General features: G+C 60.7%; 18 protein-coding genes, 3 pseudogenes and 1 riboswitch. Of the genes and pseudogenes, 16 read left to right on the top strand and 5 right to left on the bottom strand.

The annotated features are described in order from the left end of the window. The first annotated feature begins 10 nt into the window (after positions 1-10). The 6 genes and pseudogenes from groL to NKH50_RS26145 all read left to right on the top strand — a co-directional run. Positions 11-1666 carry a chaperonin GroEL gene (gene groL / locus NKH50_RS26120; RefSeq protein ID WP_352881874.1) on the top strand — a complete coding sequence of 552 codons (1656 nt, stop codon included), beginning with the start codon at positions 11-13 and terminating at the stop codon, positions 1664-1666. A gap of 184 nt (positions 1667-1850) precedes the next feature. Continuing rightward, complete coding sequence (locus NKH50_RS26125) at positions 1851-2006, top strand: hypothetical protein (protein ID WP_352469028.1); 156 nt, start codon at positions 1851-1853, stop codon at positions 2004-2006. 106 nt (positions 2007-2112) lie between these two features. Continuing rightward, positions 2113-2718 carry an ABC transporter permease family protein gene (locus NKH50_RS26130; protein ID WP_352881877.1) on the top strand — a complete coding sequence of 202 codons (606 nt, stop codon included), beginning with the start codon at positions 2113-2115 and terminating at the stop codon, positions 2716-2718. 374 nt (positions 2719-3092) lie between these two features. Further along, positions 3093-4175, top strand: coding sequence for an HPP family protein (locus NKH50_RS26135; RefSeq protein WP_352881880.1), 1083 nt, complete (start codon positions 3093-3095; stop codon positions 4173-4175). Between the two features lie 1586 nt (positions 4176-5761). Next, entirely contained in the window at positions 5762-7417 is a 1656-nt protein-coding gene (locus tag NKH50_RS26140; RefSeq protein WP_502906919.1) for an MFS transporter, read from the top strand. A gap of 32 nt (positions 7418-7449) precedes the next feature. Then, positions 7450-7978 (top strand): annotated as a pseudogene (locus NKH50_RS26145) (ABC transporter transmembrane domain-containing protein); the annotation flags it as partial. Here the strand turns inward: NKH50_RS26145 and NKH50_RS26150 are convergent. Further along, entirely contained in the window at positions 7953-8558 is a 606-nt protein-coding gene (locus tag NKH50_RS26150; RefSeq protein ID WP_352881885.1) for a cold-shock protein, read from the bottom strand. The pseudogene NKH50_RS26145 and the gene NKH50_RS26150 sit on opposite strands and share 26 nt — an antisense overlap. 264 nt (positions 8559-8822) lie before the next feature. Beyond that, a pseudogene (locus NKH50_RS26155) lies at positions 8823-9038 on the bottom strand (3-methyl-2-oxobutanoate hydroxymethyltransferase); the annotation flags it as partial. Positions 9039-9185: 147 nt separating this feature from the next. On the opposite strand from NKH50_RS26155, the gene NKH50_RS26160 reads away from it, so the two are divergent. Continuing rightward, positions 9186-10148 (top strand): NUDIX hydrolase, encoded by a 963-nt coding sequence (locus NKH50_RS26160; protein WP_352753206.1) that lies wholly within the window; start codon positions 9186-9188, stop codon positions 10146-10148. A gap of 4 nt (positions 10149-10152) precedes the next feature. Here the strand turns inward: NKH50_RS26160 and NKH50_RS26165 are convergent. Further along, positions 10153-10521 (bottom strand): annotated as a pseudogene (locus NKH50_RS26165) (transposase); the annotation flags it as partial. Between the two features lie 119 nt (positions 10522-10640). Here NKH50_RS26165 and NKH50_RS26170 point away from each other — a divergent pair. Then, positions 10641-10925 carry a hypothetical protein gene (locus NKH50_RS26170; protein ID WP_352881891.1) on the top strand — a complete coding sequence of 95 codons (285 nt, stop codon included), beginning with the start codon at positions 10641-10643 and terminating at the stop codon, positions 10923-10925. A 166-nt stretch (positions 10926-11091) separates the two neighbouring features. Here the strand turns inward: NKH50_RS26170 and NKH50_RS26175 are convergent, their stop codons facing one another. Continuing rightward, the gene (locus NKH50_RS26175; protein ID WP_352881894.1) at positions 11092-11778 is read right to left on the bottom strand and encodes an isopentenyl transferase family protein; all 687 of its coding nucleotides are present in this window, start codon (positions 11776-11778) and stop codon (positions 11092-11094) included. A gap of 411 nt (positions 11779-12189) precedes the next feature. Then, entirely contained in the window at positions 12190-13530 is a 1341-nt protein-coding gene (gene hemN / locus NKH50_RS26180; protein ID WP_352881897.1) for an oxygen-independent coproporphyrinogen III oxidase, read from the bottom strand. A 1047-nt stretch (positions 13531-14577) separates the two neighbouring features. Here hemN and NKH50_RS26185 point away from each other — a divergent pair. The 8 genes from NKH50_RS26185 (at position 14578) to NKH50_RS26220 (ending at position 23815) form a co-directional block, all read left to right on the top strand. Further along, positions 14578-15735: a porin gene (locus NKH50_RS26185; RefSeq protein WP_352881900.1), complete on the top strand. Its 1158-nt coding sequence runs from the start codon at positions 14578-14580 to the stop codon at positions 15733-15735. Between the two features lie 538 nt (positions 15736-16273). Beyond that, a riboswitch (TPP riboswitch) is annotated at positions 16274-16390 on the top strand. A gap of 103 nt (positions 16391-16493) precedes the next feature. Further along, positions 16494-18329, top strand: coding sequence for a phosphomethylpyrimidine synthase ThiC (gene thiC, locus NKH50_RS26190; RefSeq protein ID WP_352881903.1), 1836 nt, complete (start codon positions 16494-16496; stop codon positions 18327-18329). Then, the gene (gene thiO / locus NKH50_RS26195) at positions 18326-19327 is read left to right on the top strand and encodes a glycine oxidase ThiO (RefSeq protein WP_352881905.1); all 1002 of its coding nucleotides are present in this window, start codon (positions 18326-18328) and stop codon (positions 19325-19327) included. Before thiC ends, thiO begins: the two co-directional genes overlap by 4 nt. Continuing rightward, positions 19296-19493, top strand: coding sequence for a sulfur carrier protein ThiS (gene thiS / locus NKH50_RS26200; RefSeq protein WP_254818579.1), 198 nt, complete (start codon positions 19296-19298; stop codon positions 19491-19493). Before thiO ends, thiS begins: the two co-directional genes overlap by 32 nt. Before the next feature lie 3 nt (positions 19494-19496). After that, a complete protein-coding gene (locus NKH50_RS26205) occupies positions 19497-20270 on the top strand; it encodes a thiazole synthase (RefSeq protein WP_352881909.1) in 774 nt (257 codons plus the stop codon). Further along, the gene (locus NKH50_RS26210) at positions 20267-20872 is read left to right on the top strand and encodes a thiamine phosphate synthase (protein WP_352881912.1); all 606 of its coding nucleotides are present in this window, start codon (positions 20267-20269) and stop codon (positions 20870-20872) included. Before NKH50_RS26205 ends, NKH50_RS26210 begins: the two co-directional genes overlap by 4 nt. Next, entirely contained in the window at positions 20863-21639 is a 777-nt protein-coding gene (locus NKH50_RS26215) for a hydroxymethylpyrimidine/phosphomethylpyrimidine kinase (protein ID WP_352881914.1), read from the top strand. The genes NKH50_RS26210 and NKH50_RS26215 overlap by 10 nt, the downstream gene beginning before the upstream one ends. A gap of 643 nt (positions 21640-22282) precedes the next feature. Next, positions 22283-23815: a Fic family protein gene (locus tag NKH50_RS26220; protein ID WP_352881916.1), complete on the top strand. Its 1533-nt coding sequence runs from the start codon at positions 22283-22285 to the stop codon at positions 23813-23815. The last annotated feature ends 339 nt before the right edge of the window (positions 23816-24154 follow it).

Consider the following 24154-nt stretch of genomic DNA (forward strand, 5'->3'; position numbering starts at 1 on the left):
GGAGTAAAAAATGGCTGCCAAAGACGTAAAATTCTCCCGCGACGCTCGTGAGCGCATGCTGCGCGGCGTCAACATCCTCGTCGACGCGGTGAAGGTCACGCTCGGCCCCAAGGGCCGCAACGTCGTCATCGACAAGTCGTTCGGCGCACCGCGCATCACCAAGGACGGCGTTACCGTCGCCAAGGAAATCGAGCTTGAAGACAAGTTCGAGAACATGGGCGCGCAGATGGTCCGCGAAGTTGCTTCGAAGACCAACGACATCGCCGGCGACGGCACCACGACCGCGACCGTTCTGGCGCAGTCGATCGTCCAGGAAGGCCACAAGGCGGTTGCCGCCGGCATGAACCCGATGGACCTGAAGCGCGGCATCGACCTCGCCGTCGCCGACGTCGTCGCGACGCTGATCAAGAACGCCAAGAAGATCAAGACCTCGGAAGAGGTTGCCCAGGTCGGCACCATCGCCGGCAATGGCGATGTTTCGGTCGGCTCGATGATCGCGGAAGCGATGCAGAAGGTCGGCAATGAGGGCGTCATTACCGTCGAGGAGGCCAAGACCGCCGAGACCGAGCTCGAAGTCGTCGAAGGCATGCAGTTCGACCGCGGCTATCTCTCGCCCTACTTCGTCACCAACGCCGAAAAAATGGTTGCGGATCTGGAAGACGCCTACATCCTCCTCCACGAGAAGAAGCTCTCCAACCTGCAGGCCATGCTGCCGATCCTCGAGGCTGTCGTGCAGACCTCGAAGCCGCTGGTCATCATCTCCGAGGACGTCGAAGGTGAGGCCCTGGCGACGCTGGTCGTCAACAAGCTGCGTGGCGGCCTGAAGATCGCTGCCGTCAAGGCGCCGGGCTTCGGCGACCGCCGCAAGGCCATGCTGGAAGACATCGCCATTCTCACCGGTGGCCAGGTCATCTCCGAAGACCTCGGCATCAAGCTCGAGAATGTCGGCCTCAACATGCTCGGCCGCGCCAAAAAGGTGTCGATCTCCAAGGAGAACACCACCATCGTCGACGGCGCCGGCAAGAAGGAAGAAATCCAGGGCCGCGTCGCCCAGATCAAGCAGCAGATCGAGGAGACCACCTCGGACTACGACAAGGAGAAGCTGCAGGAACGTCTCGCCAAGCTGGCGGGCGGCGTTGCCGTCATCCGCGTCGGCGGTGCGACCGAGATCGAAGTCAAGGAAAAGAAGGACCGCGTCGATGACGCCCTCAACGCGACCCGCGCGGCCGTCGAAGAAGGCATCGTTCCCGGCGGCGGCGTCGCACTGCTGCGCGCTTCGCTGGCCATCACCGTCACCGGCGCCAACTCCGACCAGACCGCGGGCATCGCCATCGTGCGTCGCGCGCTGCAGGCTCCGGCCCGCCAGATCGCGTCCAACGCCGGTGCGGAAGCATCGATCGTTGCCGGCAAGATCCTTGAGAACAAGGGCGCGACCTTCGGCTTCAACGCCCAGACCGGCGAATATGGCGACATGATCGCCATGGGTATCGTCGATCCGGTCAAGGTTGTGCGCACGGCTCTGCAGGACGCGGCCTCGGTCGCCGGCCTGCTGGTCACCACCGAAGCTATGATCGCCGAGGCTCCGAAGAAGGAGTCGGCTGGCGGCGGCATGCCGGCTGGTATGCCCGGCGGTGGCATGGGCGGCATGGGCGGTATGGATTTCTAATCCAGCCCCCTATCAACTACACCGAAAAGGGCGGCAGCAATGCCGCCCTTTTTTGTGTGCCGAGCATGATCGACAGCTTGGAGGTGCAAGTCCTCTACCCAGCTGATGGCGGCGAAGCGCAACGGCGTCGTCGTGAGACGGGTCTGGCCGTGTCCTTTCGTTCAGCCGCTGGTCGAAACTCACGATGATCGTGCTGCCTTCCGCCGTGCCGTGGATCTTTACAGGGCTGCGAGAAGGCCTTGCCAACGGCTGGCAGACCCTGGTTGCGGTAGAACTCATCGCATCGTTCGAAGGGCTCCGATTACCTGATGGCCTATGGTCGTCAGCTCTTTCAATTTGAACTCGTTCTTTCGGCCATGATCGTGGTCGGCCTGACCGGATTAGGACCCACGGCCTGCTCACGCTTGCCTAAAACCATCTGCAGCGCTGGCGTCCGGAGACCCACGATGAGCCTGATCACGATTGCAGGTCTGGATAGGCTGTCGCACGGCGCGACCGCCGCCCTTCCGCTTCATCGGCCGACATCTGCGGCCGCTTGCGGTACCGATGCGCTGCTCGCGATTTGGGAGTTGCTCGCCCATGCCGGCGCTGCTGACCCACGTTTTCTACCGCGGCTGGAAGAGGTGGCGGCCCGCGGCATGGCGGAGTTCAGCCGAGGTGGCCTCGGCTCCAATCTTCTGGCGAGCCTGGAACGTGACCTGATCGGTTTCGTGTATGGCAGTGTGGCGGAATCGCGCTTGGTCCGGCGATCGATTTTCCCGCCTTATCGAACGCCTGAGAGGCTCGTGGTCGCGGTTGTGTTACCGCTATTACGTGACCTGATCCCGTTGACGATGCCAGCACCTTCATTGGCCACTTTCTGGACCATGTACGTCACATCAGGCTCCCCTGCCCGATCGACACGAGCCGGCTCTGTAACCACGCCGCCGTCACATAGCGGTTCCACGACGGCACTGGCGGCAGTCGTCTTCTCAGCGGCTACTGGTGGACGTTTCAGCATGACGCCAACGAATCCGATGGTGGCAAGGACAGGCAGACCAAGCACCGCGTAGAAGCCGTACTCCGCTGGAGTTCGCCTCGGAAGTGGAGCGACAAGGGCCTGATTTGTCTTGCCATGCCGACATTGTCAGCACGCTTTTCGAAGCCTCTGAATTCCTTAGTTTCCATCCCAGCTCGACCTCCGACCATCCCCATTTCCGGCTGCCCGCGGCACGGCAGCCCTTGGCCTCTAGCTGCGCTCGAGCGGATCAGCGTGCCGTCCGCCTCCTCTGGCTGATCAAAATGTCTGCACCCATTTGGCAATGGCCGCTTCGCGCAAAAGTATTCCCCCGTGAGCCGACTTTCCGAATTGGCTTAACTTCCAAATCTGTGGCTTTACCTGCATTTGCGGAGCGCGGAGTTCCGACCACTCGCCCAAGGGTATGCCATGGCGTTTCGTCTCTTTGTTCCGATTCTTGCCGGTGCAACGCTGCGCGAGCGGCTGCTCGCCTGCATCGGGGCCATGATCGGCATCGCATTGACTGGGGTGATCAGTGCGCTGGCGAACGGGTCTGGCCCACATGTCGCACTGCTGGTTGCTCCAATGGGAGCATCGGCCGTGCTGCTCTTTGCCGTGCCTTCAAGCCCGCTGGCGCAACCTTGGTCGATTATCGGTGGCAATACGATTTCGGCGCTAGTCGGGGTGATCGTGGCGCATTTCGTGCATGAACCCGTCCTTGCTACCGGCATTGCGGTGGCGCTGGCCATCGCCGCTATGTCATTCACGCGCTGCCTGCATCCGCCGGGCGGCGCCGCCGCCTTAACCGCGGTGTTCGGCGGGCCGGCCGTCTTCAGCTCGGGCTTGCTGTTTCCCTTCGTTCCGGTAGCGCTGAACTCGATCGTGCTGGTCGCATTCGGCTATGGCATCCATAAACTGTCACGGCGCAACTATCCGCATGTGGCGGCCCCCGCCCTTAAAAGCACGCATGGAACCATCGATCCGCCGGCGCGGGATCGGGTCGGCTTCCAGCCCGAGGACATCGATGCCGCGCTCGGCGCGCTGGAGGAAACTTTCGATATCGACCGCAACGATCTCGAGCGGCTGCTGCGGCAGGTCGAGTTGCAGGCGATGGTGCGCTCCCACCGGACCCTGCTGTGCGAGGACATCATGTCGCGCGATGTGATTTCGGTCGATGAACATGCGCCTGCCGACCAGGCGCGTCGTTTGCTGCTCGATCACAACATCCGGACGCTGCCGGTGACCGACGCCGGGGGCGGGCTGGTCGGTGTAGTTGGCCTGCGCGAGCTGACGAAGGCGACCGACACGGTGAGGGCTGTGATGTCGAAGGCTAGCACCGCCTCTCCCGATACGCCGGCGATGAGCCTGCTGCCGGCGCTCACCGACGGCCGCAGCCATGCCGTGGTCATCGTCGATGCCGAGCGACGCATTATTGGGCTGATCACCCAGACCGACCTGCTGGCAGCGGCAGCGCGCGTGCACATGGCCGACACAACGCTGGCAGCGGCATAAAATAGTGATCCGGACTTGCTCAATCCGGGAACCCGATGGGGCGCCAATAGGATAGCAGTATTAAGTGCGGCCTTCCGCCTAAGACAATTCCTTTTTACGAGTAGATCAACCCTGAAACGCGGCCGCGTGCTCAGGCATCTGGTTCACGTAGGCCAAGTACGACTGCAACAACGGAACACTCTTCAACCTTGCCGGTGGCCAGAGCCAGTCCGCTATGTCGACCAAAGGCGCGGACTATAAGTGGAACCATCTGGTGGACGGCTCCTCTGCAACGATGGTAGCGCGGTTCGCGTGTCCAAGGCTGGGTGGAAGCTCTACGTCGCGGGTTGAGTGATCGTTGGCAAGGGTCGCGGCTCAGACGTCGAGGACGCGGTTCGCAATTCCATGCAGGTGGTCCTTTCCTTTGGTTCCTGCATTTCGCCTATGGTGAGGCGCGGCCGACTCCCGTCATTCATCACGCCGACGACCGCCGCTTCCTGGCCGCGCCAAGGGTTTGACTAGGCCGACGATAGACCATGCTATAAGCAATTCCGAAACGATGTGGCTTCCTTGCGCCGAGTCGGCTCTGTCGAACAGCGATGTCAACATGATCCTGAGTTCCGAGGGTTCGCCGCGCATCAATCCTATAACCTTGATGACGTTCCTGACTAGGAGGATGAGGCTGCTCCAACACGTCCACGGTGTTAGGAATTGCCATTGCACGAGTTGATCTCGGACTTCTTCGTCGCGCATCGCCAATTTCCAGCCCAATACCGCGCCTACGCTTGGTACCCCAACCACGCGGCCTATCGCCCTCATGCCCGCTTCGAGGACCCTCCAGGATCGGGTCTGTTCGGGATAGGTGTGGGAGGCCGAGGCATCAGAGGGAACGGCCAGACGCTACCATGAGGATGCGCCATCTGCCGAAGAGCCGTACCGTTACCTTCGTCACTGTGCGGAACGCGGGGCGACCGTCGCTTCAGCCATCCGGCTTTGGGTGTCATTTCTCCCCTGGCGGAGTCCACCGCCCCCGACAAAAGCCTGACCTTTGCCAGTCTTCTACGGGCAAGCGTTCGCGCCAAAAGTTCAAAGCCGCGTCCATAACATTCAACAATGAAAGCCAGCCTCATCAGATCGAGCAGAAAGTCGTCGATGGCATGTGTGAGCGCGTCAGACTTTTGTTCAAGCTGAAGCAGCAAGGCGCGCGCCTCTTCGATCGCGGCCCGGCAACCGTCTGCGTTTATCAGGAATCAATCCTGTCTAAGATCTGCAAGCCCTCACCTCGCCCCAAGCCAGACTCAGCGCATCGAACGCCGTTGGAGAGAGTTTCCGACGAAAGAACATTGTCGCGTTTCGCGAAAAGGTATCGCTCGGCAAAGTGCCCGTTGATGAAGCATGCTGCGTCAAACGACAAGCAAGAATCCGGGCTCCACCCAGTGATGTCTTCGAAGGCGGGGTGAGCCGGCTCGGGCATGCGTCTCGGCCGCAACCCTTAATCAAGAGGAACTGTGCCGCAAGGCAAACAGTTTCTCTCTATTCTTCTAGCCGCCACGGTTCAGCCTAGATTACATGGGAAACGGCAATAACGGAAAGCAAAGGTTGGCAAAATGAGTAGGATGGCTGGATCAAATGATGATTTGGCTGCACCAACGACCTTTGCGCCACTTTTGCAGCCCACCTTTCGTTCGATCTGGCTCGCCACGCAAGTCTCGAGCCTCGGCTGGTTGATGCAGACTGTTGCCATCAGTTGGCTGATGGCTACCATCTCGACTTCCGATCTGATGGTTGCGCTGGTGCAGGCTTCATCGAACCTGCCCGCTTTCATTTTGTCCGTGTTCGCCGGGGTTCTCGCTGACAATTTCAGCCGTCGCAGGGTTATGTTCGCGGGCCGCTGCCTTATGGTGATAGCATCTGCGATGCTGACCGCTGTTGTAGCGCTGGGCTTTCTCGACCCATGGATGATTCTCGGCTTCAGCTTTTTAATCGCATGCGGCGGCGCTCTCAACGATCCCGCCTGGCAGGCGTCGGTTGGCGATATGGTGGACCGGCGCGATGTTCCCGCTGCCGTTACCCTGCTTTCCGTTGGCTTCAACACCGTACGGACCGTGGGCCCGGCGCTCGGCGGCATCGTGGTTGCCTCCTTCGGGCTTTTGGCCGCTTTTACCGTGACCACCCTCACCTATTTGGTACCCTTGGCCACCATATGGCGCTGCAAGTGGAAGGTCCGCTCGTCGCCTCTTCCGCGCGAGTCGATGAGGAGGGCCATCTATGACGGGCTGCGCTTCACGGCGATGTCATCGGAAATCAAAGCGGCGATCGCACGCGGAACCCTCTTTGGCCTGGCGAGCATCGCCATACTCGCGCTGCTGCCGCTGATTGTCCGCGACCAGTTGGGAGGAGGCCCGCTCGCCTATGGCACGCTCATGGCAGGTTTCGGAACAGGCGCGGTCTTCGCCGGCCTCTCCAACAGCCTGTTCAGACGGAGCTTGTCGCAAGAACAGCTGATGAGGCTCTCCTGCGTCGCCTGCGCGGCGTGCTCCCTCTCCCTGGCGCTTACCTCTTCGATCGGCGTGGCGGCAATTGCACTTGCTTTGGGCGGCGCAGGCTGGGTCACTGCCTGGTCCGGGGTTGGCGTGAGCGTGCAGCTGGCAAGCCCGCGCTGGGTCGTGGGGCGCACGATCTCCATCTACTATGCATTGATAGACGGCGGCATAGCGGCCGGCAGCTGGGTGTGGGGCACCGTTTCCCAGAACCATTCGCTGACCTGGGCGCTAGAGGGTTCCGCTGCGGCCCTGCTGCTCGTTGCTGCAGCCGGCGTTCTGTTTCCTCTTCGCGAGCGCCGCGAGTCCGAGCCCGATCCTTTGGAGGAATTCGACGCCCCAGCTGTCGCTCTCAGTTTGAAGCCGAGAAGCGGCCCGATCGTGGTCAAGATCGAATATCTGATAGCCGAGAGAAATGTCGAGGCCTTCCTCGACCTCATGCGGCAGCGGCGTCATGTACACAGCCGCGTCGGTGCTCGGAACTGGACGCTCCAGCGCAACCTTCAGAAGCCTATGCAGTGGACAGAAACGTTCCGCACGCCGACCTGGACCGACTACCTTCGCCTCAATCATCGTCTCACGGAAGTAGACAAGGAACTGGACGAGCGTGTCTTCCAGTTACACGCGGGAGAGGAAGCGCCTCAAATGACGCTTTCGATTGAGCGGCCGACAAGCTCGGCCCGGAAACCCGACCAGTCAATCCTTCACCTTCCCCGTCATTGAAGCCTGACCTTCCCATCTCTGGGCATCAGCGATCGTTAAAGATCCGGGTGATGGATGAGAATCTCGGCGGCATCCGTGTCGTGCGTGCCTTCGCCGCGCAGCCGCACGAGCTGGAAAAGTTCGACCGCGCCAAGCAGGACGCGCTTTGATCTCGCCAATGAGCGCGTCGATATCCCTGTCGGCAACACCAGCGCCATGAATTTCTCGTTCCTGACCGCCATGGGCCTGGTGCTCTGGTTCGGTGGCCAGAAAGTGATCGCAGGTCAAATCAGCGTCGGCACGCTGGCCTGTTGCTCACCTTCATGGCCATTCTGCAGATGCCGGTGCGCCAAGTTCGCGCGCGCCTCGACCTGCGGCACCCGGCTGTTCGAGTTGCTCGACGCCGAACTTGACATCGAGGACGCGGCGGGCGCCAGGGATCTCGTCGTCACCGACGGCGTGCTGCGCTTCGACAATGTCGGTTTCTGCTACGCGGGCTCGGGCGGCCGCCCGACGCTCTCCGGCATCTCCTTCGAGGCGAGCAATGCATCGCCGTCTAGGCAAGGCGAATGCTCCGGACTTCCCAGCCTTTCTTGCCTTGCCCGCATTCGACAAACACCTTCTGTCCCGCCACCAGCACGCTGAGCCCTGAGCGCGTCAGGGCGCTGGCATGAACGAAGACGTCCTTCTCACCGTTGTCAGGAGCAATGAAGCCGAAGCCCTTTTCGGGTTTGTACCACTTGACCGTGCCCCCGCTCTCCAGCTGCGCACCGGTCTCGACGAAGGTCCCTCCAGCGACGCGCGTATGTGACGGAGTTTTCGCGATGTAATCGCCGATCTCCAGCACCTGCGCGACTTGATGGCCTTTTGGACTTTTTTCGACCGTGACCTTGAGAGGCGTCCCCGCGGCAACATCCCGGCTTCCGACCGCCTCTAACACTCGCACGTGCAGATAGGCCTCCGTGCCGTCCGACAGTTTGACGAAGCCAAAACCCTTGCTGACTGTGAACCACAATACCTCCGCATCGACAGGATCTGCCGTCACGGTTGGCGGGCGCTGAAAATAGCTTGGCTCGGACGTCCGTTCCGAAAAGGAAACGGGGTCATTGTCATAGCGATGCCGGCGTGGCTCGCGATGGTCTCGATATTTGCCCATGATCATCTCGACTGGCACGGATGGCGCACTGCGCTACCGTCAAGATAATCTCAATCGGGCGACGCGTTTATGTCAAAAAGGCCGTGAGGCCGCAGCCGTGCCCGGCCTATCGGCCGAACCCTTTGAAGCTAGATTCATTTCCCCTCAAACAATAGTGCCGGCGAGTCTATTTACTGATTCGCGTAGGTTGTGCGAGTGCGATGATGCCGGCGCGGGCGCACTGGAAGGGCTTTATCAGGCATTACGGAAAGCCTGCTCCGGGTTTCTTCAAAAGGAACCGAACGGCGGGTCGACGACCATTTGCGCCGGCTCCAGGCCACGACGCAGGCCTGACCGTGCATGATCATCATCTCCAGCGTCACGCCCAGCGTCGACGCCAAGCCGTGGAGAACTATGCCGCGCTGTCGCCGACGAAACAACGTCGCAGTGTCGATCGACGAGCTTTGAATCGGCGCACTCAATGGGCCTCCTTCCCCAAGCACGGATGTCGCGTTGGCACTTTTTGTGCAGCTGCGAAGAGCTGAAATCGCCATGACGGGTGGTGTTGACGCGCCGACAATTATCAGACAAAAACGGAATTCAATCGGTTCAGCCGCCTACGCGGCAGGGCTCTGCTCAACAACGTCGGGGACCATGGACGATCGCGCAAAAGGGATTAGGAAAGGCGGAGCTGGAGGCAAGGCCAACGACGTCAATGCGGACCTGATCGCCGTTGTGGTCGCCATGGACAGCAGCGCCCCCTGCGTTCTGACCATCCCGCAGGCAAACGCCCTGCCCTCGGGCCCGTTCGAGCTTGCTCACCGTTCGCTGCAGTCGGGCCTCAGGGGATGGGTGGAACAACAGACCGGCCAGCCGCTCGGCTATATCGAACAGCTCTACACCTTCGCCGATCGCGACCGGGTTGGCGCTGACGACCGCGTGGTCTCTATCAGCTATCTGGCGCTCACCCACCAAGACGAAGCTGGCGACCCGGCCGGGCGACACTGGGGAAGCTGGTACGACTATTTCCCGTGGGAGGATCACCGCTCCGGCACACCGGCGATCGTGTTGGACGAATTGCGGCCGCGCCTGATGGAATGGGCGGATGGCACTGACGACAGTACGACACGCCTCGACCGACGACGGCGGGCGGCGATCGCCTTCGGCTTTGACGACCGCCATTGGAACGAGGAACTCGCGCTTCAACGTTATGAGCTGCTCTACGAAGCCGCCCTGGTGGAGGAAGCAATACGCGCCGGACATTCCGCTGCGTCCACCTCGGTCTCGGGCAGATCGATGATCGCCGATCATCGTCGCATCCTGGCGACCGGCATTGCGCGGCTGCGCTCCAAGATCAAATACCGGCCGGTCGTATTCGAACTGATGCCGCCGGTCTTCACGCTTTTGCAGCTGCAGCGCACCGTGGAGGCGCTTGCCGGCAGGCTCGTACGTAAGCCGAACTTTCGCCGGCTAATCGAGCAGCAGGAGCTGGTCGAGGAAACCGGTGAGACAACCGCGGAAACCGGCGGCCGGCCGGCGCAACTTTATCGCTTCCGTCACGCCGTTCTCGACGAGAGGGTGATAGCCGGAACAAAATTGCCGCTGTCGCGGGCTTGACCCGCCTTGCGCCAGCAGCCCTGACGATGTCGCGGACGGCTTGGCCCTTGTGAGAACCGGGATTGTCGAGAATGACGATGTCGCCCGGCTTCAGTGTTTTGTTGAGTTCGGTTTCGACATAGACGCGAAAGGCCTGCGTATTGATGGGTCCGTCAATGACCCAAGGCGCCTCCACCCGATCCTGCCGCAGCGCGGTGATGAAGGTCATCGTCTTCCAATGGCCATATGGTGCGTGGGCCATCAGCCGCTTGCCGCGCACACCCCAGCCGCGCAACGGCGCCATGTTCGTCTTGACCCATGTTTCATCCAGGGAGACCAGGCGCGTAGGGTCAATGCGGGTCTGATAGCGCATCCATTGCGCACGCCGGCGCATCAGCTTTGGCTTGAGCTGCTCGGCCGGCAGAACGGTTTTTTTGAAGCTCTTGCCCTCGCGGTGCAGGAAGCGACCGACGCTCGCAGGAGACCACGTTCAGCCAGTGCCGCCGTCAATTGATGAAGCGTCATGTTGGCATCTCGCTCAACCTCGCCCAGGACGAAAGCACGGTGCTCCCCGTCGATCAGATAGGGCCGATGACCACCCATCTTGCCGGGTGCCGCACTGCCACGGCGACGCTTGCGGCCTCGGGCGTTTCCTGGGCGAAGGCGGTGGCGATGAAAGCCGAGACGACGCCACAGACTGGGCTGGCGGATAGTAGTTCGCGAGTCAGCCACGGTAGCGGTCGCTACAAAGCGCGCAGCACTTTGTCATCGGTACATTCCGTCCCATGCCTGAAATGAGCAGTGCAGCCATGTCGCCTCCTCCGCAGTCACCGTGGCGAAAGCAATCCTTCCGCTGCCACACGGACCTAATGTCGCCTGGCACTAGCTTGCTTCAGCAAACCACTTAGCGCAATTCTCAGGAGCTACCGTGCCCGCATCGCAGGCGAGGTCCGGGGAGGCTTGCTCACTCAGTTTGCCATTCTGGAAAGTCGCGTTCTTGCCAACGCGCATATTCGAGATATTCTCTCGCAATCGCCTCTACAAGATCTTGTTGGAGCTCTTTGCGAAGGCACGGCATTTCGCTGATTGCCAAGCTGTGCTCTCTCGCAAAATGAATGGCGCAACGATATCCGTCAACGTCTTCCAAAGTGGGACGGACTGCATCTTCCTTCCGCTGATCCGCAAGTTCCTGCAGCAATGAAGGTTGTCCTTCTCTTGTGACAAACATGTCTGTGACCCGACGCTTGGCTCTCTCCAGAAAGGCGTCCGAGTTGCCGAGCCGCAACCGCCTTACATGCCACCGAAAAGCGCCATCCCAATGCTGACTTCGCGCCATTAAATTGAGAAGGGAGATCGAACCGCCTTCGAGGATGAGCCCCGGCTGGGAACTACGCTCATCCACTTGCATTATCAGCTTACGATGGGCGGTCTCGGCGTCGATGATGCCCGCGGTTAGCGGGCGCGAATCCAAGTAGATCCGCTGGGTAGATTGCAGTTCGGAATCCGAGGGACGCCCGCTGCCGGTGGCGATTTGAGGACAGCATTGTACACGATCCAGCGCAATGACCGGCCATCCGGTCTCTCGTGCAATTTGGATTGCCGCGTCTGTTTTGCCGCTGCAGGTCGGCCCGTAAATCAAATAGATTAGCATGTGTATGCCGCTTAGTTTGTCGGAACTAACCGCCCCCCAAGCACAAGATACTCGGTAGGCTTTCACCGGACTTGTCGCAAACATTTTGACAAGCGGCGATTATGCCCTGAAACGACGCCATTTTCGAACTTTGTGAGTCCGAAAGGGCGCAAGCAGCCCGTTCTGGTCGTTCAGTCCAGTCACCAACGCCTCTGTTTGACGTTTGACGACGGTCCACTTTGCACATCTCATGCCGACTGTGACGCAACGCGGCACCGCAGGATGGTGACCTCGTTGTCTCCGCAAAAGATCCTTGCGCGTCTTGGTTAATCGAGGCGGCGGCGCACGGGCGCCTTATTGTCTCGGAACATGGCCAGGAAGGCGGCTGATCAACAAAAGTGGAAGACGGTGCTTCCGGTTGGATGCTTGCCCTCACGTGTGGCTATGCTTACGGCCATCCCGATCGAGAAAAGCATCGAACGCGGCAGCGACAGCGCGAATTACAAAGCGATGCTCCCGCCGTACGCGGACAAAACCGTTTTCGAAGTCCACTATCCCGTCCTCGGCCAGCATCGCCAAGCGTTCAGCTGAATCGAGAAGACGGATCGGATCAGATCCGTGGGCGGCACAGATTGCCTGCACATCGGCCTCGAGATCGCACATTAGTCGCTCGATAATTGCGGCTCGCACGCGGTCGTCGTCGGTGAGGCGATAGCCCTTTGACGTCGCCAGACGGCCAGCTGCGATGTGCTGGATGTAGGAATCCCGTGTAACTTCGTTTTGGACGTACCCCTCGCCGACGCGGCCGATAGCCGACGCGCCGAAACCGATCAGGGTTCTGCAGGTGGTGGCCGAGTAGCCCAGCGAGTTACGCCGCAGGCGACCCGTTTTCTGTGCCAGCGCGAGCTCGTCGTCCGGCAAGGCGAAATGGTCGAGCCCGATCTCGCGGTAGCCGGCGGCAATCAGCGTCGCGGCCACGGCCGCATACTGTTCGGCGCGGGCAGCGCTGCCCGGAAGAACTGCCTCCTCGATGAGGCGCTGATTCTTTATAAGCGACGGGATGTGCGCATAGCCGAACACCGCAAGCCGGTCGGGGCGCATTGCGACCGCCGCCCTCGCGGTCTCGACGCAGGACTGCACCGTTTGATGCGGGAGACCGAAGATGAGGTCGAAGTTGATGCGGCTTGCTCCATGCCGGCGCAGCATTTCCACGGCAGCCGACGTCTGGGCCTCGCTCTGGATCCGGTTGATCGCTTTTTGAACGATTGGATCGCAGCTCTGCACGCCGAGGCTCGCGCGGTTCACGCCGGCCGCTCCTAAGGCCTCGGCCATCTCGACCGTGAACGTGCGTGGATCGATCTCGATGGCGACCGTAGCTGTTTTCGACAGAGCGAAGCGGCGTCGCAGAAACTCCATCAGAGCGAGGAACTCGGGTGGTCCTATGAGAGACGGAGTTCCGCCGCCGAAATGTATGTCGCTCACGGGCAACGTCTGCGGCACTCGCTCCGCAACCAGACGGATCTCTTCACGCAGGGTCGCCAGATAGTTGAGGATCGGCGCATCATGGCGGGTGATGGTGGTGGGGAAGCCGCAATACCAGCACGCTGATCGGCAGAACGGAACGTGCAGATAGAGTGACACCGGACCGTCAGCCGGCAGGTTCTTGAGCCATTCCTCATAAGCCTCGGCGCCGACCGCCCCAGAGAACTCCGACACAGTCGGATAGATAGTGTACCAAGGCAGCCGGGCCTCTCGATATTTCGTGGTCTGCAACAGTTACCGTCCCATGCTGATAACCACCAACCTTACCGCTGCGCTCGCCTGTGTCTTTGCGCTATGTCAGCCCGTTCCGCTTTGGGCTCGAAACTTGTATTTCGCAGCAATAGCGGCCGTTCAATCTTGGCTGGACGGTCAGCGACTGGCCATGGCTGTTCCCGCCGCGACCCTCACGCGTACCGTTTGGTTCCACCATCCCTTCCCTTCAGCCTGCGCCTGGTCGCGTAGATTCTGCTGAGCGGCTGCCGCATCCAACGAGATAACACCGCGTTGGGACCAGACTTTGCTCGCCAGCTAGCGCAGCCCCATGGTGATCTCTGGCATCTCGATGAGCTCGTTTTGTGAATTGCTGGCAAGAAGCATTAGCTGTGGCGCGCCGTCTATCAGGACGAGAGCCTGCTCGACGCGACCGTCAGTCCACCGCAATGCCAAGGCTGGCGCGCCTACTGACTCCGTGGTGAAGGCAAAGCTGCGCGTTCAGCGCGTGGTTACCGACCATCGCGCTCGCCAAAATGGCGGCGTCGTACCGAGCGGCGCCCGCCGCATGATGTCTCAACGTCGGGGCTCACAGCAAACAAAGCTGTCGCCATTGAACGAAACTGTCGCGAAGCGAACAGACGAACCGTAGCCGAAACGTTTGCCGTTCGTGCTTGGATTGATCCGCAAGGCAGAAAGGAAGGAAGAGCGAAGCAAGGTCCGCCGGCACACTTGAGCTTCAAGCCGCAGCTGCGTCGTCAGGATGGCACGTCATTTGCAATAGAAGCCTTTGTGACGGCCCGCCCACAACTAGCGGAGATGACCGGTGATGGTTTGTACAGAAATGTTGAATGCCGTCGTTTCGGCAATAATTATATTTGTAATAACAATTGCATATCTGTAACAATAATACCCAATCATATTCTCAATTTCTCATGAACATCTGGCATGACGAGAGCATCAAAACTGCTCAAAAATTCACTCAATGCGCATCGTTATCGACTGGTTCCTTAGCAAAAATTCATTCACTGACGTCCATTCCTTTTACTCTTTGAACGGAGATCAACAATGAACATTAGGAGCCTCCTCCTCGGCTCAACTGCGGCACTGATTGCCGTTTCCGACGCTCGCGCCGTGACCGCCGTTGCCGAGCCTGACCCGACTGAGTACGTTAAAATCTGCGACGTTTACGGCTCGGGCTACGTCTACATTTCAGGCACTGAGACCTGCCTGCGCATCGGCGGCTATGTCCGTTACGACATCGGCTTGCGCCATGTCGGATTGTTTGACCACGCAAGAACCTCGGATGTGAGGACTGGTGAGCATCAGGACACATGGCAAAACAACACGCGCTTCACATTGAAAACTTGGACCGGCCAGGAGACCGAACTCGGCACGTTGAAGACCTACACCGAAACCCGCATGAACTTCGGTAACCGCCACACTTCGGTTTCGGACAGTTCTCGGTCCTATGCCTTCAACAGAGACAGCACCTTGACTTTCGCCTGGATTCAGCTTGGTGGCCTCCGAGTTGGTAAGGACTGGTCGGCCTTCGACATGTTTATTGGCGGCGCGGTTGACGTACTCAACCAGACGCCGGTTCCGTACGGCGCTTTCGATACCAATGTGGTTCAGTACTACTTCGACGCCGGGAACGGCTTTTCGGCCGTGGTTTCGCTCGAAGAAGGCTCGGGCGTGGTCGGCACAATCGACAGCTACTCTCCGCACGTAGTCGGCGGCTTGAAATACACACATGGCTGGGGCGCGATCACCGGCGTTGCCGCTTATGATAGCAACTACGAATCGGTGGCCGCCAAGGTCCGTGTCGACATCAATGTCACCAACGAACTGTTGCTGTTCGGAATGCTCGGCTACGGTTCCAACGGCAAGCTCAACGACGACTCCACGAACGCCATCGACGCTCATGGTCGCGGCTTCTATAAGAGTTGGGGTGGGAACTGGGCTTTCTGGGCTGGCGCCACTTACAAGCTCAACGAGACAACTTCGTTCAACCTTCAGCTCTCCGGTGATCAGCTCAAGAACCATGGTGTCGCTGCAAACGTCGCCTATGCGTTTCTTCCAGATTTCACAGTTACGGCGGAACTCGACTATAGCCGCTACGGCAACTTCGCCGTCGGCAAGGTGGACGCTTCCAACGTGAACTGGACCAACGCCAACAAGAAGAGCGGTGTCGCCGGAATCCTGCGTTTCGAACGCTCATTCTAACGCGATTAAAGGGTTGAGTTCCGGTTGAGCGGACCAATCCCGCAACACTCCAAGAGAACGTCGCATGAAGCTATACGAGATTGGAGCCTCGATCTCGGGGCCGGACGATGTTTCATATCAGATCTGGTCCGGATGATCGCGCAGGCGATATTCATCGCTTGATTATGTGTTTTGATCCGCAGCTCTTTCATTTCCACATCCCTTCCGCCCGCGTGACGGACCCTGCCATCCAGCAGTACCCGGCCGGGTTTTCCGAACTCGAAGGCCCAGTCGGGTGAGGAGGTGTTCAACTTGTTGATCGATTGTGGGGTGTGGCCCGATGCACTTGAAAATCGCAAATGGATCGCCTCCGTTCAGCCATCCCCGCGGAAATTCGGGCGCGAGAGAACAAGCTCCAGAGCATAAGCGAGGCTGATCGAGGAACAGACGATTCTCAGGCGACGCTCCATCCGATCTTGCGCCTGGCCGAGACGATCGCCCGACGATCAGCCGCGGCCAGAACGCGCTTGACAAATCGACGCCAGCCCGTTCAACCTGAGGCATTCACCAGGGGGGTCCCGGCAAGGGGCTGAGATACTGCTGGCTTTCGCGGCGCAGTGACCCGTTGAACCTGATCCAGTTCATACTGGCGTAGGGACGGTGCAAGCGCTTTGCGGGAGTTTACGCCCGAGGTCCTGTTTCGGCAGGTCAACCAAAGCGTCTTTTCATCCTTCCGGCACAGAACTGGGTCTCCAATGCATGAGCAAAGGAGCCTCAAGATGAATGCCCTCACCCCAGCCGTCTCAACGGGACCGCTGCCTGCCTCACGGAAAATCCACAAGCGCGGCACCATCCACCCACAGATCAGGGTGCCGATGCGCGAAATCTCCGTCCATCCGACGGCCGGCGAGCCGCCCGTCACCGTCTACGATCCGTCCGGCCCCTATACCGACCCGGCTGGCGAAACCAGCATCGAAAAAGGCCTAGCCCGACTTCGCCACGAATGGATTTTGGCGCGCGGTGATGTCGAGGCCTGTGACGGGCGCCATGTCCGGCCGGAGGACAACGGGTTCGCTACGGGCGAACGCCTGACGCCAGAATTTCCCATTCGCAACCGGCCACTCAGGGCCAGGGCCGGCAAGGCGGTGACACAGCTTGCCTATGCGCGCGCCGGCATCATCACGCCCGAAATGGAGTTCGTCGCCATCCGCGAGAACCTTGGTCGTGAGATCCTGCATGGCAAGCTTGAGCGTGACGGCGAGGCTTTCGGCGCGACGCTGCCCGATTTCGTGACGCCGGAATTCGTCCGAGAGGAGGTGGCGCGCGGGCGCGCAATCATTCCCGCCAACATCAACCATCCCGAGAGCGAGCCGATGATCATCGGTCGCAATTTCCTGGTCAAGATCAACGCCAATATCGGTAACTCCGCCGTCACCTCGTCCATGGCCGAAGAGGTCGAAAAGATGGTGTGGGCGATCCGCTGGGGCGCCGATACGGTGATGGACCTGTCGACCGGCCGCAACATCCACAACATCCGCGACTGGATCGTGCGCAACTCGCCGGTGCCGATCGGCACGGTGCCGCTCTACCAGGCGCTCGAGAAGGTTGGCGGCATCGCCGAGGATCTGACCTGGGAGGTCTACCGCGACACGCTGATCGAGCAGGCCGAACAGGGCGTCGACTATTTCACCATCCATGCGGGCGTGCGGCTGCACTACATCCCGCTGACCGTTGACCGGGTCACTGGCATCGTCTCGCGCGGTGGCTCGATCATGGCCAAATGGTGCCTGCACCATCACCGGGAAAGCTTCCTCTACGAACATTTCGCCGAGATCTGCGACATTTGCCGCGGCTATGACGTGTCCTTTTCGCTGGGCGACGGCCTTCGTCCCGGCTCGATCGCCGACGCCAATGACGCAGCACAATTCGCCGAACTGGAAACGCTCGGCGAGTTGACAAAGATCGCCTGGGCCAAGGATTGCCAGGTCATGATCGAGGGGCCGGGCCATGTTCCCATGCACAAGATCAAGGAGAACATGGACAAGCAGCTCGAAGTCTGCGGCGAGGCGCCCTTCTATACGCTTGGGCCGCTGACGACCGACATCGCACCGGGCTACGACCACATCACCTCAGGAATCGGCGCGGCGATGATCGGTTGGTTCGGCACCGCCATGCTCTGCTACGTCACGCCCAAGGAGCATCTCGGCCTCCCCGACCGCAACGACGTCAAGATCGGCGTGATCACCTACAAGATAGCCGCCCATGCCGCCGACCTGGCAAAAGGTCATCCGGCGGCGAAAGTCAGGGATGATGCCCTTTCCCGCGCGCGCTTCGAATTCCGCTGGGAGGACCAGTTCAACCTGTCGCTCGATCCCGAAACCGCGCGGTCCTTCCACGATCAGACCTTGCCCAAGGAGGCGCACAAGCTGGCGCATTTCTGCTCGATGTGCGGGCCGAAATTCTGCTCGATGCGTATCTCCCACGACATCCGCGCCGAGGCGCAGAAGGAGGGCATGGCGGCGATGGCGGCGAAATACCGCGAGGGCGGCAATCTCTACATACCGGCTGACGAGACCGGCGCACCGGCCATGCCACAGGCGCGTGCGCCATCATGAGGGTGCTGGTCAAAGGGGCCGGCGTTGCCGGCCTCACCGCCGCCTTCGAGCTCGCCGCACGCGGCGCGGCGACCACCGTTGCCGAGACAAGGCCTGCTATCGAGGGCAATGCGTCGTGGTTCGCCGGTGGTATGCTCGCGCCATGGTGCGAGCGTGAAAGCGCCGAGCAGCCGGTGCTGGATCTCGGACGCGATGCTGCCGACTGGTGGGATGCGGTGCTACCGGGTCAGGTGATACGTGCCGGAACGTTGGTCGTGGCCGCGCTGCGTGATACTGGCGAGCTCGACCGGTTCGCCAGCCGCACGTCGGGATATCGGCGGGTCGCCGAAGACGAAATTTCACTCCTGGAACCCGACCTCGCCGGCCGCTTCTGGCGCGGATTGCTCTTCCCCGATGAGGCTCATCTCGACCCGCGCCAGGCGATGGTAGCACTTCACGACAAGCTCGCGGCCATGGGCGTCGAATTCCGCTTCGGCGCCGACGCCCAGCCTGTTTCCGGTTTCGATCGTCAGATCGACTGCACTGGAATCGCAGCAGCCGATGACAGGCTGCGCGGCGTTCGCGGCGAAATGCTGATCCTGCGCACGCCTGATATCTCGCTGTCGCGCCCGGTCAGGCTGCTGCATCCGCGCTTTCCGCTGTATGCGGTGCCGCGTGCCGACACGCAGTTCATGATCGGCGCGACTATGGTTGAAAGCCAGTCCTCCGGACCGGTGACGGCGCGTTCGATGATGGAACTGCTCGGTGCCGCCTATGCCCTCCACCCGGCTTTTGGCGAGGCCGGGATCGTTGAAACAGGTGTCGGCATCCGTCCAGCCTTTCCCGACAATCTGCCGCGCGTGGAGGCACTTGGAACTGCCGTCGCGATCAATGGACTCTATCGCCATGGTTTTCTTCTCGCCCCTGCCACGGCGCGCCAGGCTGCCGACCTCGTTTTTCAATCAAAACGGACCAAGGAACTTGCTCATGAAACTGATGGTCAACGGCGAAGCGCATGAGGTTGCCGCCGCCACGCTGGCCGAACTGCTTGCCGCGCTCGACTATGAGGGCGATTGGCTGGCAACGGCGGTCAACAGCGACCTCGTGCACAAAGCCAAGCGGGCGGAATTCCAGTTGAGCGACGGCGACCGGATCGAAATCCTCTCGCCCATGCAAGGCGGTTAGACCATGTTAGAGCTTTATGGAACCGAGCTTCCGTCGCGCCTGCTTCTCGGTACCGCTCAATATCCTTCGCCGGCCATCCTTGCCGAGGCCGTCAAGGCGTCGGGAACCTCGGTGGTGACCGTCTCGCTGCGCCGCGAGATGGCAGGCGGCAGGGCTGGCGAAAAATTCTGGTCACTGATCCGCTCGCTCGGCGTCAGAATCCTGCCCAACACTGCTGGCTGTCACTCTGTCAAGGAAGCGGTCACGACCGCGAAAATGGCGCGCGAGGTCTTCGGCACCAGCTGGATCAAGCTCGAAGTGATCGGCAATCACGACACGCTGCAGCCGGACGTGTTCGGCCTGGTCAAAGCCGCGCGCATCCTGTGCGAGGACGGTTTTGATGTATTCCCTTATACCACCGATGACCTTGTCGTCGCCGAGCGGCTGCTGGAGGCGGGCTGCAAGGTCTTGATGCCATGGTGCGCGCCGATCGGTTCGGCGCTGGGGCCGGTCAACATCACAGCGCTGCGCTCGATGCGCGGACATTTCCCTGGCGTCCCGCTGATTGTGGATGCGGGGCTGGGACGACCTTCGCACGCGGCCACCGTCATGGAACTCGGCTTTGACGCCGTCCTCCTGAACACAGCGGTCGCCAGGGCGGCCGATCCGGTCGGCATGGCGCGTGCGTTCGGCAAGGCGGTCGACGCCGGCCGTGAGGCTTTCAGTTCGGGAATGCTCGAACCGCGCGACGTCGCCGTGCCATCGACACCGACGATCGGCAGAGCAGTTTTTTCATGAAGCTCGATCCCTTCTACCCGATCGTCGACAGCGCTGACTGGATCGAGCGGCTAGTGCCACTCGGCGTCAGGCTGGTGCAACTGCGCATCAAGGATAGGGACGAGGGCACGCTACGGACGGATATCCGCCGTGCGAATGGCGTCTGCGCGGTCCATGGTTGCCAACTGATCGTCAACGACTATTGGCGGCTCGCCATTGAGGAAGGCTGCGACTTCGTACATCTCGGCCAAGAGGATGTGGCTGCGGCTGACCTGCTGGCGATTAAGTACGCCGGATTGAAGCTCGGGCTTTCGACCCACGATCACGCCGAACTCGAAACGGCGCTAGCGGCCGAGCCGGACTATGTGGCCCTGGGGCCTATTTATCCCACTAGCCTCAAGAAGATGAAATGGGCGCCGCAAGGGCTTGAACGGCTCAGCGAGTGGAAACGACGGGTCGCGCCGATCCCGCTGGTCGCCATCGGTGGCCTCAACCCCGACCGGCTCGACGGCGTATTCGATGCTGGGGCAGACAGTGCCGCGGTGGTCACCGACGTCACGCTGAATCCTGACCCTGAAGCGCGCACCAGAGAGTGGATAAAAGAGACCGCCCGATGGCGCTGAGGCAGGAGTCGCATGTACTTGTCGTCGGCGGATCGGACTCCAGTGGGGGTGCCGGAATCGCGCGCGATATCGAGACCCTCTCCGCCATGGGCGTGCGCAGCTGCCTTGCCGTCACTGCGGTGACGGTGCAAACACACGACATCCTCGCGGACATCCTTCATCTGCAACCCGGTTTGGTGGCCGATCAGATGCGTGCAGCGCTGCAGGCCAACAAGCTGGCGGCCGTCAAGATCGGCATGCTCGCAACGGCTGAGATCGTCGCCGCGGTTGCCGCTGTGCTGCGCGAAAATCCGGGCATACCGGCAGTCCTCGATCCGGTGCTGGCTTCCACGTCAGGCCGAGCGCTTCTTGAAGCAAGCGCCATCCCCATCATGAAGCAGCATCTGATGCCACTTTGCCGTATCGTCACACCCAATCTTATGGAACTGGCGCTTCTTGCCGGCTCAGAGCTAGCGGTGGATGAGGTCGGCGCGCTTCAACAAGGACAACAACTGCTCGCCACCGGGGTTCAGGCCCTGCTGATCAAAGGCGGCCACGGCTCAGGACCTCGCTCAACGGATGTTCTCGTTCGACCCAACCAAGAACCCGTGCGCCTTGACACTCGTCGGCTGGCAAGAACGATGCGCGGCACCGGCTGTGCCCTGGCCAGCGCGATAGCCGCGTATCTGGCGATCGGGGGATCGATTGAGGAAGCGGTGCGCCAGGCCAAGCTTCTGGTGTTCGAAAAGATTTGGAAACACCCCATAGGAGAATCAGGCTTGCGATAGGCGGCCCCATTTTATCGCCGACGATTTCAGCCAACGGAGGGTCATGTTCGCTGGCCGGTGCTTATGACAAAAGCATCTGATCCTGACCGCATTTGTGGCTCTGGTTTCGTCGATGGGTGAATGATCTTCGGTTCAGCAGACGATTAGCGGCGGGAGCCAGGCACCGCCAATCGCGTGGAATCTAGGATCATATTGCGCGAGCAAGAATCCCGTTGGCGGCGATTATCAACAAGGGGATCTTGGCGTCGGCGACTGTGCACACCTGACTAGATCTAGTTTGCGGCGATCATTCTTTGAGAATTCGCGTTTACCGGGTACCCACGATGCACAACGGGCGAGTTTTTCAAAGAGGCGCGTCCTTCTTCGAAGCGCTTCGGAGGGCCAGGCTCTAGGCTCGCCCCGAGCCCCTGCGTAGCCTGCGGGGAGCTGGGTCTCGGCCCATCCGGGTAACGATCCTTCGCCCAGACAAAGCTATGGAAACGATCAAAGCTTTGTTTTAACTAGGTTATTACCGATTATCGCATAAAAAACTTGTTATCGCACGACTTAAAAAACTTGCAACTCCACAGCATCATTGACTTGTCGCCTATCAGCACTATATACTTGTAATCGCACAGCTCTAAAAACTTGCAGAGGCACGGCCATGGCCAAGCCCCATGAAAAACTCGCTGAATCACTGGCCGTCCTCAAAGAGCTGCAGGAGGGTGGGCGGCGCATATTCAAATCAGATGAGCTGACCCGCGTCCACCGGGAGCGGCTGCTGCAGAACGGGTTCCTGCGCGATGTTATCAAAGGCTGGCTCATGTCGACCGGCCCGCAGGCACAGCAGCAAGACACCACCCCCTGGTACGCGAGCTTCTGGGAGTTCTGCTCCCTTTACTGCAATGACCGGTTCGGCAAGGACTGGTTCCTGTCACCGGAGCAGTCGCTGCTTCTGCACGCGGAAGCGCCCACTATTCCGCCTCAGGTGGTGGTGAACACCCCCAAAGGCACGAATAACAAAATCGACCTGCTGTTCGGCACTTCGCTCTATGACCTCAAGGTCAAGGAGATGCCGGCCGAACTGACAGAGAAAAACGGCCAGCGCGTGTTCACTGTCGAGGCCGCCCTTACCCGGGTGCCGGAAGCGTTCTTCCAGCGCACCCCTATCGAGATGCAGATCGCCATGGCATCGGTGCGCGACGTATCAACCGTTCTGGCCCTGCTGCTTGATGGCGGCCATTCCGCCGTGGCGGGACGGCTTGCAGGGGCCTTCCGTCGCGTAGGACGCGACTCCTTTGCCGATGAAATCGTGGCCGCCTTCAAAGCCGCCGGCTATGACGTGCGCGAATCCGATCCGTTCGCGGGACAAATTGGAGTGACAACCATTGCGGCGGGCGTACCGCCGTTGGTCGCCCGCCTGCGCGCGATCTGGCAATCGCAGCGCGAAGCCATCATCGAGATATTCCCGAAGGCACCCGGACTGCCGTCCGACAAAGACGCCTATATGAAGTTCGTCGAGGATATCTACGAAAGCGACGCCTACCATTCGCTGTCGATAGAAGGGTACAGCGTCACCCCGGAACTCATCGACCGGGTGCGCGAGGGGAGCTGGAATCCGGAGATTGATGAAGAGGACCGCAAGAACCGGGATGCGCTTGCCGCGCGTGGCTACTACCTCGCATTCCAGAAGGTCAAAGACTCTGTTGCCGCGATCATCAACGGCCAGCCAGCCGGCGCGTTGACGCGGGACACTCACCGGGAGTGGTACCGGGAGCTGTTCGCGCCGTCAGTGACCGCCGGCATCCTCAAAGCCAGCGCGCTTGCGGGATATCGCAATCACCCTGTGTACCTGCGCGGCTCGCAGCACGTGCCGCCGCGTACCGAAGCGGTGGCCGATGGTATGAATGAGCTGTTCGACCTGCTGGAGGCGGAGAAGGAGGCCTCCGTGCGTGCCGTGCTGGGGCATTGGCTTGTGGGCTATGTGCACCCCTATCCGGACGGCAACGGACGAATGGCGCGGTTCCTCATGAACGCGATGCTGGCTTCAGGCGGTTACCCCTGGACAGTCGTCAGAGTCGATGACCGGAAGGCCTACCTCGCAGGGCTGGAGGAGGCGAGCGGCAATATGAATGTGAAAACGTTCGCCGCCTTTCTCGCCGAACGGGTGAAGTGGTCTATGGAGAAGGCGGCGTGAGGTCGGTGGTGTGCCATGTTTAACTTGCTTGTCTCGGGCCACGGCGAGTGGTGGGAAACGCCGCCGTTCACGTCAACCATTGACCGGGTCAAGGAATATAGCGGCGCCGAGGCCGAGGCTATCGACCTCGCGCGCCCTGAAACATTGCGCCGGCTGGAGGAAATCCCGGCGCTGTTGATGTACGAAGTCGGGGCGGGAGGCCCGCACGCGCGCGTGGTCGGCACGGCCGCATACGCAATATCGTTCGGCCGGACACGAACTGGCCTTCACCTTCGAGCCCGATCCGGAACATGCCTTTCTCGAACGGAAGCTTCCCATTCCCATTCTACAGCCAGAAGA

This window comes from Mesorhizobium sp. M1027, assembly GCF_040318745.1.
Taxonomy (GTDB): Bacteria; Pseudomonadota; Alphaproteobacteria; order Rhizobiales; family Rhizobiaceae; genus Mesorhizobium.

What these genes read in the sequence shown, in the direction of transcription:
- groL (WP_352881874.1), top strand. Translation starts at nt 11, where the DNA reads ATGGCTGCCAAAGACGTAAAATTCTCCCGCGACGCTCGTGAGCGCATG.
- NKH50_RS26125 (WP_352469028.1), top strand. Translation starts at nt 1,851, where the DNA reads ATGATCGTGCTGCCTTCCGCCGTGCCGTGGATCTTTACAGGGCTGCGA.
- NKH50_RS26130 (WP_352881877.1), top strand. Translation starts at nt 2,113, where the DNA reads ATGAGCCTGATCACGATTGCAGGTCTGGATAGGCTGTCGCACGGCGCG.
- NKH50_RS26135 (WP_352881880.1), top strand. Translation starts at nt 3,093, where the DNA reads ATGGCGTTTCGTCTCTTTGTTCCGATTCTTGCCGGTGCAACGCTGCGC.
- NKH50_RS26140 (WP_502906919.1), top strand. Translation starts at nt 5,762, where the DNA reads ATGAGTAGGATGGCTGGATCAAATGATGATTTGGCTGCACCAACGACC.
- NKH50_RS26150 (WP_352881885.1), bottom strand. Translation starts at nt 8,558, where the DNA reads ATGATCATGGGCAAATATCGAGACCATCGCGAGCCACGCCGGCATCGC.
- NKH50_RS26160 (WP_352753206.1), top strand. Translation starts at nt 9,186, where the DNA reads ATGGACGATCGCGCAAAAGGGATTAGGAAAGGCGGAGCTGGAGGCAAG.
- NKH50_RS26170 (WP_352881891.1), top strand. Translation starts at nt 10,641, where the DNA reads ATGAAGCGTCATGTTGGCATCTCGCTCAACCTCGCCCAGGACGAAAGC.
- NKH50_RS26175 (WP_352881894.1), bottom strand. Translation starts at nt 11,778, where the DNA reads ATGCTAATCTATTTGATTTACGGGCCGACCTGCAGCGGCAAAACAGAC.
- NKH50_RS26185 (WP_352881900.1), top strand. Translation starts at nt 14,578, where the DNA reads ATGAACATTAGGAGCCTCCTCCTCGGCTCAACTGCGGCACTGATTGCC.
- thiC (WP_352881903.1), top strand. Translation starts at nt 16,494, where the DNA reads ATGAATGCCCTCACCCCAGCCGTCTCAACGGGACCGCTGCCTGCCTCA.
- thiO (WP_352881905.1), top strand. Translation starts at nt 18,326, where the DNA reads ATGAGGGTGCTGGTCAAAGGGGCCGGCGTTGCCGGCCTCACCGCCGCC.
- thiS (WP_254818579.1), top strand. Translation starts at nt 19,296, where the DNA reads ATGAAACTGATGGTCAACGGCGAAGCGCATGAGGTTGCCGCCGCCACG.
- NKH50_RS26205 (WP_352881909.1), top strand. Translation starts at nt 19,497, where the DNA reads ATGTTAGAGCTTTATGGAACCGAGCTTCCGTCGCGCCTGCTTCTCGGT.
- NKH50_RS26210 (WP_352881912.1), top strand. Translation starts at nt 20,267, where the DNA reads ATGAAGCTCGATCCCTTCTACCCGATCGTCGACAGCGCTGACTGGATC.
- NKH50_RS26215 (WP_352881914.1), top strand. Translation starts at nt 20,863, where the DNA reads ATGGCGCTGAGGCAGGAGTCGCATGTACTTGTCGTCGGCGGATCGGAC.
- NKH50_RS26220 (WP_352881916.1), top strand. Translation starts at nt 22,283, where the DNA reads ATGGCCAAGCCCCATGAAAAACTCGCTGAATCACTGGCCGTCCTCAAA.